The sequence below is a fragment of the Actinomadura geliboluensis genome (assembly GCF_005889745.1).
Classification (GTDB): Bacteria; Actinomycetota; Actinomycetes; order Streptosporangiales; family Streptosporangiaceae; genus Spirillospora; species Spirillospora geliboluensis.
This window is the reverse complement of the sequence record NZ_VCKZ01000234.1, coordinates 1-14,699: the sequence shown is the minus strand read 5'-3', so window position 1 is coordinate 14,699 and position 14,699 is coordinate 1. Positions and strand designations below refer to the sequence as shown.

Annotated in this window: 12 protein-coding genes; 4 read left to right on the top strand and 8 right to left on the bottom strand. The window is 69.9% G+C overall.

Features of this window, described 5'->3' with window-relative positions; translation table 11 throughout:
• The coding region (locus tag ETD96_RS46060) for a CDP-glycerol glycerophosphotransferase family protein (protein ID WP_205719485.1) at positions 1–3,262 on the top strand (3,262 nt) is incomplete at its 5' end.
• A 13-nt stretch (positions 3,263–3,275) separates the two neighbouring features.
• A complete protein-coding gene (locus tag ETD96_RS27485; RefSeq protein ID WP_138639391.1) occupies positions 3,276–5,261 on the top strand; it encodes an arabinofuranosyltransferase in 1,986 nt (661 codons plus the stop codon).
• An 11-nt stretch (positions 5,262–5,272) separates the two neighbouring features.
• Here ETD96_RS27485 and ETD96_RS27480 read toward each other — a convergent pair whose 3' ends face one another.
• On the bottom strand, positions 5,273–6,082 hold the full coding sequence (locus tag ETD96_RS27480; protein ID WP_138639390.1) for a class I SAM-dependent methyltransferase: 810 nt from the start codon (positions 6,080–6,082) through the stop codon (positions 5,273–5,275).
• On the bottom strand, positions 6,079–7,653 hold the full coding sequence (locus ETD96_RS27475) for an FAD-binding oxidoreductase (RefSeq protein WP_138639389.1): 1,575 nt from the start codon (positions 7,651–7,653) through the stop codon (positions 6,079–6,081). Before ETD96_RS27475 ends, ETD96_RS27480 begins: the two co-directional genes overlap by 4 nt.
• Before the next feature lie 149 nt (positions 7,654–7,802).
• On the opposite strand from ETD96_RS27475, the gene ETD96_RS27470 reads away from it, so the two are divergent.
• Positions 7,803–8,000 carry a hypothetical protein gene (locus ETD96_RS27470; RefSeq protein WP_138639388.1) on the top strand — a complete coding sequence of 66 codons (198 nt, stop codon included), beginning with the start codon at positions 7,803–7,805 and terminating at the stop codon, positions 7,998–8,000.
• A 61-nt stretch (positions 8,001–8,061) separates the two neighbouring features.
• Here the strand turns inward: ETD96_RS27470 and ETD96_RS27465 are convergent, their stop codons facing one another.
• The 6 genes from ETD96_RS27465 to ETD96_RS27440 form a co-directional block, all read right to left on the bottom strand.
• Positions 8,062–9,222: a sulfotransferase family protein gene (locus ETD96_RS27465; RefSeq protein WP_138639387.1), complete on the bottom strand. Its 1,161-nt coding sequence runs from the start codon at positions 9,220–9,222 to the stop codon at positions 8,062–8,064.
• A gap of 14 nt (positions 9,223–9,236) precedes the next feature.
• Positions 9,237–10,019 (bottom strand): SDR family oxidoreductase, encoded by a 783-nt coding sequence (locus ETD96_RS27460; protein WP_138639386.1) that lies wholly within the window; start codon positions 10,017–10,019, stop codon positions 9,237–9,239.
• Positions 10,019–11,230, bottom strand: a complete 1,212-nt coding sequence (locus tag ETD96_RS27455; RefSeq protein ID WP_138639385.1) for a DUF1214 domain-containing protein — start codon at positions 11,228–11,230, stop codon at positions 10,019–10,021. The genes ETD96_RS27460 and ETD96_RS27455 overlap by 1 nt, the downstream gene beginning before the upstream one ends.
• A gap of 102 nt (positions 11,231–11,332) precedes the next feature.
• Positions 11,333–11,791 carry a nuclear transport factor 2 family protein gene (locus tag ETD96_RS27450; protein ID WP_138639384.1) on the bottom strand — a complete coding sequence of 153 codons (459 nt, stop codon included), beginning with the start codon at positions 11,789–11,791 and terminating at the stop codon, positions 11,333–11,335.
• 66 nt (positions 11,792–11,857) lie between these two features.
• On the bottom strand, positions 11,858–13,417 hold the full coding sequence (locus ETD96_RS27445; protein WP_138639383.1) for a serine/threonine-protein kinase: 1,560 nt from the start codon (positions 13,415–13,417) through the stop codon (positions 11,858–11,860).
• A gap of 145 nt (positions 13,418–13,562) precedes the next feature.
• Positions 13,563–14,318 carry a glucose 1-dehydrogenase gene (locus ETD96_RS27440; RefSeq protein WP_138639382.1) on the bottom strand — a complete coding sequence of 252 codons (756 nt, stop codon included), beginning with the start codon at positions 14,316–14,318 and terminating at the stop codon, positions 13,563–13,565.
• An 80-nt stretch (positions 14,319–14,398) separates the two neighbouring features.
• On the opposite strand from ETD96_RS27440, the gene ETD96_RS27435 reads away from it, so the two are divergent.
• The coding region (locus ETD96_RS27435) for a TetR/AcrR family transcriptional regulator (protein WP_138639381.1) at positions 14,399–14,699 on the top strand (301 nt) is incomplete at its 3' end.

The following is a 14,699-nucleotide window of genomic DNA, read 5'->3' as shown; positions in this document are numbered from 1 at the left end:
GACGCTGCCGGCGCACTTCCTCGCCACGTCCGTCGACGTGCTCAGCGAGCCCGTCTACTACTGGCGGCAGCGCGCGGGCGGCGACCTGTCGATCACCCAGCGGCGCACCGAGATCGGCGCGGTCACCGACCGGTTCGCGGCGGTGGAGACCGTCAGCCGGTTCCTCGGTGCCCGGACGGAGCCGGAGGTGCGCGCCTGCAAGCGCGAGTACGACGAGGTGGCGCTGCGCAGCGACCTGCGCATCTTCCTGAACGTGCTGGCCGAGGCGGACGAGGAGTTCCGCACCCGGTTCGTGGAACTGGCCCACGGTTTCCTCGAACAGGCCGACCGCACCGCGCTGAACGACCTCCCCGCGATGATGCGGTTGAAGTGGCATCTCGTCGGCCGCGGATTAGTGCCGGAGCTGCTCCAGGTGCTGGAGTACGAGCGCCGGAAACTGCGGATTCCGGTGACGCGGAGGTTGTGGCGCCATTACGCGCGGTACCCGTACTGGGGCGACCGGCGGCTGAAAATCCCGCGCCGGGTGTTCCGCCTCGGCGAGGAACTCGCCGCCCGCACGCGATTGCACGAAGTGACCTGGCGGGACGGAAAGCTGCACCTCACCGGGCATGCTTTCATCGCCAATGTCGGGACGCGTTTCCCCTGGTCGTCCCTCAAGGTCATCGGTCTCCGGGAGCCGGAGAGCGGCACCACCCGGGTGGTCCCGGCGTGGACGCGGCGCTGCCGCGACGCCGACGAGAGCGCGCGCGATCCGGAGCGCAGCCACGCCTGGTCCGGGTTCTCCGCCACCATCGACCCGAAGCGGCTGCGCCGGGACGGCCGGTACATCGACGGGACCTGGCTGATCGCGGCCGGCGTCTACGACCGCGGGGTGCTGCGGCGCGGCGCGCTGGCGGCGGCGTCCTCGGGCAGCGCCGCGCACCCTGGCTGGCACTACGTCGCGCCTGACGTGCGCGTCGTCCCCGTGTTCACGCGCGGCGGCACGCTGCGGCTCCGGGTGGAGACCGTGCGGGCGCGCCTCACCGGCCACCGGGTGAGCGGCGACGCCCTGGAGGTCACGGGAACGGTCCTCGGCGGCGTGCCCGACGGCGCCGCGCTCGCCGTGCAGCGCAACGCCGGAACGCTGCTGGACCGCTATCCGGTGGAACCGGACGCCGACGGCGCCGGCGGCTTCCGGGCACGGATCCCGCTCAGCGCCCTCCTCGACGACATGCCCGCCCAGGACGAGGGGCCGGACGTTCCGGGCACCCCGCCGGGCACCGCGGCCGACACCGGGGTCCAGTGGCGGCTCGAACTGAGCCTGCCGAACGACACCGCGGCCCAGCCCTCAGACGGCGCGGACGCCGCCGCGCCGACCCCTGAGGACGAGACGGCGGCCGGAGCCGCCACCGTGGCCAGCGACCCCGCGCTGCCGTCCGACCGCCCGGCGGCGGGCGCCTCCGAGACGGCCGACACCCCCGGCGCGCCGGACGACTTCGCCTCCGACGACGACGCGGCGGGCGACGACGACTCCGCCGCCGCCTCCGGGGACGTCCCCGCGTCCGCCTCGGACGACGCCTCCGCGGCGCCGGACGAGATGATCCGGATCGTCCTCGACACCGACATCGACGAGGGCCTCTACACCTACGCCGACACGGAGTTCGCGGTCCTGCGCTCCCGGCACGGCTACGCCGGGCTGGAGGCCCGCATCCCCCGCCCGGTCCTCACCGGCGCGTCCTGGGAGCAGGACGGGACGCTGGTCCTCACCGGCGACTGCCCGACCGCCACCCCCGACCCGGCGGAGCTGGTGCTGCGCAGCCGCGACCGCAACGAGGAGCGCGCGTTCCCGCTGACCCGGACGGACGGCCGGTTCCGCGCCGAACTTCCGGTGAGCCGGCTCGTGTCGCTCGGCGGCGTCCTGCCGCTCGCGTCGGGCCGGTGGGACCTGCGCGTCCGCCGCCCGGCGACCGCGTCGTCCCCGGCCGGGCGGAACCTCGCCGTGCCGCTGGCCCACGCGGCGCTGGACCGGATGCCGGTCGAGAGGACGATCGACGGCCGCCGCTACGTCCTGCGGGAGCAGGGCTACGACGTGCCCGTCCTGGAGGTCCACTCCGACCTGAGGCCCGGCGAGCGCGGCGCGTACCGGCAGGCGCGCACCCGCGCCCGGCACTACCGCGCGCCGCGCCGCCTGCGGTCGCTGCGCCCGGCGGTGCTGTACGACAGCTACTCCGGCAAGCAGTACTCCGACAGCCCCCGCGCGATCCACGAGGAGCTGGTGCGGCGCGGCGCCGACGTCGAGCACCTGTGGGTGGTGCGCGACGCGCAGGTGGAGCTGCCCGAGACTGCGCGGCCCGTGCGGCTGTGGGGCGCGGAGTGGTACGAGGCCATGGCCCGGAGCCGCTACGTCATCTCCAACGCGCACCTGCCCGAGTGGTTCGTCCGCCGGCCCGGCCAGGTCGTCGTCCAGACCTGGCACGGCACGCCGCTGAAGCGCATCGGGTTCGACATCGAGGACGTCCACTTCGCCAACGCCCGCTACCTGGAGAAGGTGGCCAAGGAGGCGCCGAACTGGAGCTACCTCGTCTCCCCCAACGCGTTCAGCACGCCGATCCTGCGCCGCGCGTTCCGCTACGAGGGCGAGCTCATCGAGACCGGGTACCCGCGCAACGACATCCTCGCCTCGCCCGACCGCAGCCTCCTCGCGGAGCGGGTGCGCGAGCGGCTCGGCCTGCCCGCGGACAAGCGCGCCGTCCTGTACGCGCCGACCTGGCGGGACGACAGCTACTACGGCCCCGGCAAGTACCGGCTCGACATGCGGCTCGACCTGGAGCGCGCGGCGGCCGAACTCGGCGACGACCACGTGCTGCTGGTCCGGCGGCACCCGAACGTGGTCGACACCGTCCCGGAGGTGGGGGACGGCTTCGTCCGCGACGTGTCCGCCTACCCCGACATCGCGGAGCTGTTCCTGGCCGCGGACGTCCTCATGACCGACTACTCGTCGCTGATGTTCGACTACGCGAACACGGGCAGGCCCATCCTGTTCTTCACCTACGACCTGGAGCACTACCGGGACGAGCTGCGCGGCTTCTACTTCGACTTCGAGGACGAGGCGCCCGGCCCGCTGCTCGGCTCGTCCGACGAGGTGATCGAGGCGCTGCGCTCGCTCGACCAGGTCGAACGCGACTACGCCGAACCCTACGACCGGTTCGTCCGGCGCTTCTGCGAGCTGGACGACGGCAAGGCCGCCAGCCGCGTCGCCGACCGCATCCTCGAGACCGGTTGACGAGCGGTCCCGCATGACAGGATCCGACGCACGAGTGACCGACCAGCAGAAACCGGACGAGCCGACCGGCGAACAGCCGAGCGGCGAGCAGGCGACCGGCGAGCGCGCGCCCCGTGCGCGCGCCGCCGGCACCCCGGCGGCGCGGCTGCGGGCCGCCGGGGCGGCGGCGATGCGGCGGGCCACCGTCCCGGCGCTGCTGACCTGGCTGGTGATGACGCCGGTGGCGATGCTGCTGCCGAGCCTCGCCGACCAGGACCCCTTCACCCCGCGCGGCGCGGTGCTGCCCGTCGCCGCCGGCGGCGTGCTGCTGGCCGCCGCGCTGGCGGTCGCGGCGGCGCGGCCCCGCCGGTGGCGCGTGCCGCTCCGCACCGAACCGCTGACCGGGGTGGCGGCGGGGCTGCTGGCCGCATGGGTGGTGCTCGCGCTGCGCAGCACGCTGCACGGCACCCCGTTCGGGTTCGCCGGGCTCCTCGGGGACGAGGGCCGGATGAGCGCGATGGTCACCCGCTACAGCGCCACCGCCGTCCCCACGGACGGCATCGTCGCCGGGGTGCCGTCCGAGTACCCGCCGCTGTTCCCGTGGGTGGTCGGCAGGGCGTCCGCGCTGCTGGACCTGCACGCCTGGCAGGTCCTCGGCGACGCGCAGACCCTCACGATCTCCGGCGCGGTGCTGCTGGCGTTCCTGCTGTGGACGCGGCTGGTGCCCGCGCCCGCCGCGCTCGCCATCGCGGCCGCCTCGCTGGTCGCGTTCGGCGATCCGCGCAAGGCGCACGAGGTCGTCGCGCTGGCCGTGTTCATCCCGTGGGTGCCGGCGACGTTCGGCCGCCCGCCGCGCGGCCGGCTGCACTGGCTGCCCGCCGGGATCCTCGGCGGCCTTGTCGTGGCCACCTACCTGGGGTTCATGCTGTGGGGCGCGGCGGGCATCCTCGTCCTGGCGTGGCTGGCCTGGCGGGCGGCCGACGACCGCCGCCGGTACCTGGCGTACCTGGCGAAGGTGGTCGTGGTGGCCGCCGTGACGGCGAGCTGGTACCTGGTGCCCTACGGCTGGACGCTGCTGCGCGAGGGCGGGCAGATGGTCTCCGACCAGTTCCCCGCGCCCGCCATCACGAGCAACCCGTTCCCGTTCCTGGCCGCGACGCCGCTGGGGCTCCTGCAGCTGACCGGCCTGGCCGGCGCCATCTGGTACCGCCGCACGACCTGGTGGGCCACTCCGCTGCTGTGCCTGATCGGCGGCGCCTACCTGTACCGGGCGGTCGCCGCCGCCCGCTACGTCTTCACCGACCACACCGGGCTCTTCTACCACACCGCACGGATGATCACGGTGCTGCTCGCCATCGCCGGGGTGCTCACGATCGTGCACGCGGGGCCCGGCCTGGTCCGGCGGTTCGCCACCCGGGACACCGTCCCGCACGGCATCACCGCCGCCGCCCTGGCCGCGCTGGTGGGCTGGTCGGCGTTCAGCTACTGGCGCGAGTGGACGCCGCCGCCGCCCGGTACCGACATAGCGGAGGTCACCGACACCCACCGCTACGCCGTGCTGGCGCATGCCGAGCCGCGTCCCAACGGGAAGCGCACCCGGTTCGCGCCCGCCGAGCCCAGGATCCGGTGGTTCCCGGTGCAGCAGATCAATAATGCGGTGACGGAGGTCCTCGGCCGCGACGCCGCGCCGCGCACCCTCTCCTACGACGAGCGCCTGTTCGCCTACCTGCCGTGGCCCGGCTACATCGCCGTTGACCGCACTGCGGCGGCCAGCACGAGCCATTGGGACGACCGGCACGACGCCTTGGCGGCACTGGCCAAGGTCCAGGACCCGGCCGCGTTCGCCAAGGCGTCCGCCAACACGCGCTTCGGCGGCATCGAGGTGTTCGTGCTGCACACCAATCCGCAGGCGTGGACGTGGGGCGATCTGCGCTTCAGCCCGTCCCAGTTCAGCCCGAGCCACTTCACAGTGCGCTCGCTGCCCAAGAACACGGTGGTCGCCATACGCAATCGACGGTGACGGTTCAGGGGTCAGGACTGGGGACGGGTGACGCGCAGCTTGGACTGGCCGTGCGGGAGCTCCTCCCAGTCGTCCATGAAGCGGGCGGCGAAGCCGTGGCGTTCGGCGAGCGCCGTCAGCGTCTCGGTGCGGTAGTAGAAGTCCTCGCGGAGGACGTGGTGCTCGGTCCCCTCCGTCCGGTCGAAGGTGAAGTCGAAGAAGCCGCCGGGCGCGAGGACGCGGCCGACGTGGGCCAGGCACTCGTCGATCACCTCGATCGGCGAGTGGCTGAACACGCTGTGCGCGTGGACGACCGTGAAGTGCGCGTCCGGCAGGAAGCGCAGCTTCAGGTCGTCGACGAGGGTCAGATGCGGCATCTTGTCCTGCAGCTCCTGCTGGACGAGCGTGTGCTGCGCCGCGAGCAGGATGTCGGGTGAGATGTCGATGCCGTAGTAGTTGCCGCCGTCCAGGTAGTCGATGAACCGCCAGCCGGCGCGGAGGTTGCCGCAGCCGATCTCCAGGAGCCGGTCGTCCGGCTTCAGCCCGTGCTTGCGCAGGTAGTCGAACTGCATCTGGCCGAGTTGCAGCCAGCGCTCCCGCGTGGGGCTGCCGACGGCGGCCTCCGGGCTCCGGGCCGCGTCCGACCTCATCACGGCCCGGTAGTACGCGACGTGGCCCTGGTTGGCGGCGCGGAGCTTCACGTCCCGCGCCAGCCGCGACAGGTACGCCCGCACCTTGTCCGGGTTCTGGGCCGCGTAGCGCAGCCGGTACGCCAGGCTGGCGCGGTTCCGCTTCAGGTTGTGCTTCAGGTTCGTCTTCCGGCGTGGCGGCGATTTCGTCATGGGGCCTTCTGTTCCTTGACTGATTGGCTGTTGTGGAAGATGTCAAGGGGGTCCCAGCGGCGCTTCACCTCTTGGAGCCTGGTGTAGCCGTCCTTGTAGTAGAGGGTCGACGCCGATTGACCCGACGTGTTCCAGGTCGTGGTGTCGTTCAGGTCGACGTCGGGGTAGTTGATGTAGCAGCCGTCGGTCGCGAGGTCGTCCTGCTTGCTGCCCACCTTGGGGACGCCGCCGCTGTCGGCGAAGGTCGCCCGGTAGGTGTTGCGGATCCAGTCCAGGTAGGTGTGCTCCTGCTGGTCGGTCGCCGTCCAGTAGACCTGGTACTGCATTTTCATGATGGAGTCGCGCTGCCTGGCCGCCGTGTCCCGTGGGGGTTTGTTGACGGCTCCGCCGTAGGAGTCGATCTGGATGAGGGACTGCGGGTTGTTGTAGTCGCGGTAGGGGCCGTCCTTGCTGAGATGGGCCCACATCGCGTCGATCTGCTTGGTGCTGAACGGCTTGCGCATGTAGGCGGACTTGTACTTGCCGCACTGGTCCTCGCCGCTGCTGTCCAGGACCTGCGTGGCCGTCAGCCAGGGCATGTCCCGCGGGATCTTCAGATGCCCGAGGGACGGCCGCTCGCCCATGAAGGTGCGCATCTCCGTCGGATCGGCCTTCATCCCGCGGTTCATCTTCGTGATGAACTCGTCCATGGCCGCGATGCCGTGCGGGTCGTCGATGTCCACCTGCGCGGTCAGCCCGATCTGGCCGTTGCAGTGGTGGTTGAGCGCGAGCATCCCGAACAGCTTGCCGCTCGCCTGGGTCGGGTCCTGGTTGTCGTGGAAGTACTTCCCGAACGAATTGAGCAGCGCGGTGAAGTCGTTCTTGGTGAGGTCCTTCCAGTTCCAGGCGATGCCCGCCAGGCGGACCTTGCTGGGCGGTTTCGGAGGGTCCCTGAACCAGAACTTGGTGATGAGGCCGAAGTTCCCGCCGCCGCCACCGGTGTGCGCCCACCACAGTTTCTGCAGATCGGGGTTTTCTTTGTCGTCGCGCCGCGCGACGACGAGCTCGACGGTCTTGTCCTTCTTCACCACCGCCACTTCGACCGCGTACAGGTAGTCGACGGTGAGCCCGAACTGGCGCGAGAGAAGGCCGTACCCGCCGCCCGTGATGTGCCCGCCCAGGCCCACGGAATAGCAGGACCCTCCCGGCAGAGCTCGCCCGCTCACGGGGAAGAGATGGCTGTAGGTGTGCCAGTTGCTGGCACCGGCCTCCACGCAATAGGCGTCCATTTTCGGGTCGTATTCGATCTTGCACATCTGGGAGACGTCGAGGATCACCCGCACGTCGTCGCCGCAGACGAAGTTCTCGTAGCAGTGCCCGCCGGAGCGGACCGTGATGCGCGTGCGCTTGGGGTTCTTCGGCTCCTCGCGTACCGCCTTCTGCAGCGCCTCCTTGGCCTCCGTGGACGACCGCACCACCACGACGTACTCGGGCTCGCCGATCCACCGCTGGTTGAAGCCGCGGCTGAGGGAGGGGTACCGCACGTCGCCCGGCTGCACGACCATCGACGGCTGAGGGGTCTTGCCGGTCATCGAAGCCACCACCTTCTGGGGAGTTTGAACGTCCGCCGAACGCGCCGCCCGGGTCACCCCGGACACACGTCCGACTACCCTCAGCTTCCCGATGCTCACTCTCCGAAAACACGGAGTAAGGCGTCTGTGGCGGCGGACTGATCGCCGACATGCCCCGCCGGGCCGCCGCCATGGGCGGGGCGCGGCGGGATGCCAAAAAATGGATCTTCGATAATCTGGCCGGAATTTGCCATCAGCACGCCACGACGGCGGAGGCTCTATTGATCACCACCGCCGGCGTGTGGACGGGCGGCAATGTCATCGGCCATTTCGCCGACGTCGACTGCAGACCGGAACAAGCACGATGAGCGCTTGTTCAATGCCTCTCGCGCCTGGTGATGACGGTCGGCCGTGCGCGGGCCGGGGCGGTCAGGCGCGGAGGCCGGCGGCGTAGTCGGCGAAACGCTCGTCGACCTCTTCCGCGGTGAGGCCGAAGTCTTCGAGCGAGTACCGGTGGGACGGTTTCGCGGCGCCGCTAGAGCTCTCGCCGTGCAGCCGCGTCATCGCCGTCCGGGCCTCGTCGGTGAACGGCAGCCCGAAACGCGCGTAGACGCCCTCCACGGTGCCGATCGGGTCGCGGACGAAGTCGTCGTAGTGGACGTCCGCGAACTGGTCGGGATTGTGCCGTGCCCGCTCGGCGCGGAACTGGTCGAGCCCGCGGCTCCACAGGTCCAGCTGGTCGCGTCCGAGCGTGGCGCCCGTGAACGTCTCCGACCATCCGGCGGTCGCGTGCGCGGCGAGGCTGCACATGGACGCCATCGCGGTGCGCGGTGTCCGGTGCGTCTGGATGATGAGCGCGTCGGGATAGACATCGAGGAGCGCGTCCAGCGCGAAGAGGTGGCTCGGGTTCTTCAGCACCCATCGGCGTCCGGCGTCGTTCAGCCCGATGAGCTGGAGGTTGCGCCGATGGCGGCGGTAGGCGGGCGCCCAGTCCTGCCCGGCGAGCCAGGACGAGTAGCCCGGCACGTGCGCGAGGGATTCGAACGAGATCGACAGCATGCTCTGCCGCAGCAGCTGCCAGCATTCCTCGACCGAGTCGGCCGAGATGTAGTGGACGCCCATGAACTCGGGGTTCTCGACATGGTGCCGCCGATATCCGGCGTCGATCGCCTGGAAGACCGGGTCGTCCGCCCACGTCTCACGCGGCGGGCGCGGCTGCGGCACTTCCGCGAGCCACAGGTCGAGCCCCTGATGGGCGGGGTCGGCGGTGAGCAGCCGGTGCAGGGCGGTCGTCCCCGTCCGCGGCAGGCCGGTGACGAAGATCGGTCGCTCGATCGGCACCTCCGCATGCTCGGGATGCCGTTTCCAGGCCGCCTCGGAGAACTGCCGCGCGGCCAGCGCGCCCCGCAGCATCGCCCGCTGCGCCTTGTTCCCGAGCGGAGTGAGGCCGGCCTCCTTCGCCAGCGACTCCAGCAGGACCTTCAGCCCGTCGAGGTAGTCGTCGTCACCGAAGTCGTCCATGCCGGTGACCTTGCCGGCGGAGGCGTGGAGATCCTCGACCGTGCCAACGCTGTCGCGACCCGCACTCATCGGTCCGCCCTCTCCTAGTGGTGCCACTCGCCGGAATTGACGTCCAGGCATTGCCCGGTGACCGCCCGCGCCAGCGGCGACAGCATGAACACCACGGCGTCGGCGACCTCGTCGGGCTCGGGCAGTTTCCGGAGGTCGGTCGTCGCGGCGTTCTCGTCGTAGACCTCCTGCGCGGTGATGCCGCGCTTCTTGGCGAGGTGGTTGAAATACCACTGGAGGTTGTCGGCCCAGATGTATCCGGGGGCGATCGTGTTCACCCGGACGCCGCGCGGCCCGAGTTCGGTCGACAGGTTCTGCGCCATCGCGAGAAGCGCGGCCTTGGCCATCTTGTAGGCACCGAACGTCCGCCGCGAATGCCGCAGGACGGCCGAGTTCACCATGACCACGGACCCGCCGTGCTCTTCGAGCGCGGGAACGAACAGCCGGGTCAGGTGCAGCGCCGCGAGCACATTGGTCTCGAACCCGGCCCGCACCGCATCGAGGTCGACCTTCGTGAGGTCGGTCAGCGGCGGCGTGGCGAAGGCGTTGTTGACCAGCCCGTCGACCCGTCCGAACGCTTCCCGGGCCGTCTCCGCGAGCCGCTCGCAGGCCGCCGCGTCATTGATGTCGGTCGGAACCGTGACGGCCCGGCGCCCGATCTCCTCGACCTCCTTGGCGACCTCGGCGAGCCGTTCCTCGTTGCGCGCCGCGAGCACCACGTCCGCACCGGCCTTGGCGCACTGCACCGCCAGCCCGCGTCCCAGCCCGGGCCCGACGCCCGAGATGACGACGACCTTGTCCTCCAGCAGTCCCGCCATCAGCCGAGCATCCTCTTCGCGACGGCGACCTGACGGGCCGCGATCTTCTCCGACCATTCCTGCGGGGTGACCCGCTGCTTCTCATAGAACGGCAGGACGCGCGGAAGGTCGTCGAACTTCACGACCTCCACCGTCGGGCCGTCCTCGGGCGTGAGGTCCCGTGCAAGCCGCTGCCAGCGGAATTGCAGATATCCCCGGCGGTGCCCGGTCCGCTCGATCCAGTTGGCGAGCCCCGGGTCGCGCTCGCTCACGATGTACCGGATCTTGCCGTCCTCGTCGATCCTGGCCTGGTCGGCGGTGAGGCTCGTCTGATGGTTGATGTAGTCGAGCGAGATGTACCACATGCTGCCGAGCTGGAAGCCCTGATAGGGCGCCACGTCCCGCTCGGCGGCCGGCGCGGTGATGACGATGACCTCGTCGTCATCGAGGTCGTAGTGCCCCACCGACGAGAACTGCGTGGCCAGCCCGCCGGGCGTCGGCCGCGGCTCGGTCAGCGTATTGACCGGCAGTTGCAGGTAGTGCCATTCCGGGAAGGCCAGGAACGTGCGAATCCTGGACACCAGCATCTTCCCTGCGATCTGGTACCGCCGCGCCATCCGCTCGGCCGGAACGGCCAGCGGCGAGGTCCCGATCGTGTCGGCGCGATGGATGCGGATCTCGCCCGGCCGCTCGTTCTCCCAATCGCTGAACACTTCCCGGACGATCAGCATCGCCGCACCCGAAGGCAGCGTGACGTAACCGGGCCCGGGATCGGGCTTGGGCGGCCCGAACCGCAACTGGAACGACCCGTCCGCGGCGATGTCGAGTTCCCGGTCGTCGAACGCGGTCAGGCTGTCCGGCGACTGCGTGGGCGAGTAGTCGCCGTTCATGACCTGGAAGCTCAGATCGGAGGTCGTCCCCCGCCGTCCGGTGACCACGTACTCGGCGTCGTCCCGGATGTAGGCGTGGAAGTACAAGGTGTCGGGGTTATCGAGCCCCAGCTTGGTGTACGGCCCGGTGGACGACGCGAAGAACGGATAGTCCTGCTGGTAGGCGCCGACCATGTGCAGCGAGGCTTTAATGCTGCCGGCGAGGTAGTCGAGCCCCTCGGCCAAGTCCTGGTCGGTCTTGACGTGCGGCGCAGCGCGGATGATGCGCTCCGCCTCCACGACCGCGTCGGCGAACGCGCGCGTCGCGGCTTCGAACGAATCGGTCTTGCCTTCGGTGGCCACCGGGCACTCCTAACGGACGCGGGGCGCGAGCGCCGTTGAGATCGCGACACTGAGGACCGGACGTTAGAACCCGTTCTAGGAGCGGGTCAACGCCGGTCCCGGTCAATGGGAGGTGGTGAACTTCAGGCTCGGGGCGTCGTCCAGCGACACCATGTACTCGTACGTCCGCCGATGCCCGGTCTTCTCCACGAGCCACCGCCCGTCCTCGCGCCGGTAGGTGTCGCAGTAGAAGGCGGCGCCCCGGATGAGCAGCCGGTGCTCCGGGATGATGATCGTGTCGTCCAGCGACCAGATGCCGGTGGCCCGGTCACCGTCCATCTCGATCTCCGGGCACCCGGCCGTGTGGGCGCTGATCTTCCCGTCGTCCAGGTTCTCCCGCATGTACTGGACGATCGCGTCCCGCCCCTCCAGCCGGAGCGTCTTGCCGAGCACCGGGGTGTCGTACTCGGCGACGGCGTCCTCCGCGAACACGTCGGCGAACTCGTCCCACAGCTTCAGGTCGACGCACCGCAGGTAGCGGTACTTGAGCCGCCGGATCTCTTCCAGAGCAACCAGGTCCATGTGCCCAAGACTGGCCCCTGCCGCCCTGGAAAACAAGAACTTGTTCTACCGGCCGTCGGCCCGCTATCACGCCGCGCTCGGGCAGTCAGCGATCGCCGGTTCGATCGATCGCTTACAAACGTCCCGCCGGTTGGCAAGCTGCGAGAGCGCCGCGTCAGCCGCCGCCCGACCGACGAACGCGAACTCCCCTGCCGTCACCTTGGCCGCGTCCGACCTGGGCAACTCGCTGACCCGAATGTCGCTGGCCGCGACCATGGCCTGACGGCAATCGGCCTGCGCGCGCCCCTTCACGATGACGACCTTGCCTTCGTTTTCAACGAGACCGTACTTACAGACCCGTTTCGCCAAGTCGCGCAGCGCTTCCGGCCCATGCACCGCAAAGGTCTCCTTCACCTGCCCCTGCACACTCCCGGGAAGGTCGGCGACCACGATCGGCGGATTCAACTGCTCCTTATTGGCTGCCTTGCGGGAGAGGCTGAGGCCCAGCACAGTGTCCTTCGTACCCCGGTAGAGGACGACCTTGCCGTCCTCCTCCCCGACGTAGTAGCCGTTCCGCACGTTCTGCACGAAAAGGAACCCAGCGACGACGAGCAAGGCGGCAACAGCCGAAAGCGTCGACCACCACAGCGAGGGCTTCCGGCCGAGCGAAGGACGCCGGATCAACAGTCGATCGGGAGCCACCACAGGCGGCACCGGCTCCGGGTTCGTGTCCGGAGACAGAGTGGCGGGCTGAGGTTCGGGATCGGATTGGGTGACATTACGCGCGGGCCCCGGCTCCGGGTACGGCGCAGGCGCCTCGACCGGCGCCTGCAAGCTCACGGGCGCTGCCACCAGGCGCATGAGTACCGCATGAGCCGTCGGCCGGCGCGCCGGGTCCTTCTCCAAACACGCCATGACCAGACCACGCATCGGCTCCGGAAGGTCACCGAGATCGGGGTCTTCATGGGCGAGGCGAACCATCACCGCAGCCATCGGCCCGCGGCCAAAAGGCGGCCGCCCCACTGCGGCGTACGTCATGACCCCGCCCCAGGCGAACACGTCGGTCGCAGGCCCGACCCGCTCCCCGGCGGCCTGTTCAGGAGACATGTACGTGGGAGTGCCGACGACCTTGCCCGTCAACGTCGTCGTGTTCTCGAAGAGACGCGCGATCCCGAAGTCGATGACCCGCGGCCCGTCCGTCCCGATCAGAACGTTCGCCGGTTTGAAGTCTCGGTGGACGATCCCCGCCTCATGAATGGCGACCAATGCGGTAGCCGTCGCGACCGACAGCCGATGAAGCGCGTTGCCTTTCCGCGGCCCCTCCGACTCCACGACCTCCTCAAGGGACGCGCCATCGACGTACTCGCTCACCACATACGGCCGCTCGGCATCCAAGTCGGCGGCAATGACCTGAGCCGTGCAGAAGGGCGCAACTCGACGGGCGGCCTCCAGCTCCCTCGCCAGCGCATTCCGGTTCGCGCGGCTGGCGACCAACTGCTCATGCAGCACCTTGACCGCGACGAGCGTCCCGTCCTGCCCGCGCCCCTGATACACCACTCCCTGGCCGCCCACACCAAGCCGACCGAGGATCTGGAACCCGCCGACCTGCCGAGGGTCACGCGCTTCCAACGGAACGACACGCTGCATCAAGGCCCCCACCGCGCCCAGCCCACAGGCCAACTGCACCGATGCTAGAACGCCGCTCCCCGACCCGCCCGCACTCGCCACTTCCGGCCACCCTGCACGCGACGCCCGCCCTCGCGCAGCCCACGAGGGCGGACGCCACCAGCCCTCACAACCCGGCGCCACCGGTCACGTCAACGACTCGTCCCGTCATCCAACTGGCGTCATCGGACGCGAGGAAGGAGACGACACCGGCGATGTCCTCGGGCTGCCCGATCCGTCCCAACGCGGACAGTGACTCGGCATGCGCAAGCGCCTCCGCATTACCCCTCAGCCATGGAGCATTCGTGTCGGTGTCCACAATGCCGGGCGCGACCGAGTTCACGGTGATCCCACGCGGCCCCAACTGCTTGGCGAGGTTGAGCGTAAGGGTGTCGAGCGCTCCCTTGGTCGCCCCGTAGGCCATGATGTCCGGCAACGCGATCGAGGCCGCGCCGCTGGAGATGTTGATGATCCGGCCGCCGTCCCTCAGCCGCCCGAGCCCCTGCTGGACGAGAAAGAAGGGCGCCCGAACGTTCACGGCGAACAGCCGATCGAACTCGTCCTCGCTCATCGACTCCAGATCCCCACTGGTTCCGATGGCCGCGTTGTTCACGATGATGTCGACGCCGGGCCGCTCGACCACCGCGTCAAAGGCGTCCCACATCGCGTGGGCATCACCGTGCCGCCCGAACTCGGCCTGGATCGCGAAAGCCTGCCCGCCGTCCTTGCGAATGCGCTCGACGACCTCCTCTGCCGCCGCCCGCTCCCGCGCGTAGGTGACGACGACCACGGCCCCGTCACTCCCGAGCCGCTCGGCGATCCCCCGCCCGATCCCCCGGCTGCCACCGGTGACCAGCGCGACCTTGCCGTCCAACGTACCCATGTCTGCCGTCCTCCTTTGTTGAGTGATCGCTCAACAAGAAGGTAGCACAACTTCTTGAGCGAGCGCTCTACAATGAACCCATGGCACGAGGACGCCCCCGCACCTTCGACCGAGACGCGGCCCTGACGGCAGCCGTCCATCTCTTCTGGGAGCGCGGCTACGAGGCGACGTCCGTCAGCGACCTGACGGACGCGATGGGCATCAGGCCGGCGAGCCTCTACGCGGCGTTCGGCGACAAGAAGGCCCTGTTCAAAGAGGCAGTAGAGGCGTACGGCCGCTCCCCAGAGGGCGCGTTCATGTCCAACGCCCTCACCGAAGAACCCACCGCCCGCGAGGCGTTCGCCCGCATCCTCAACGAGGCCGCAGCCATCTACCCCGACC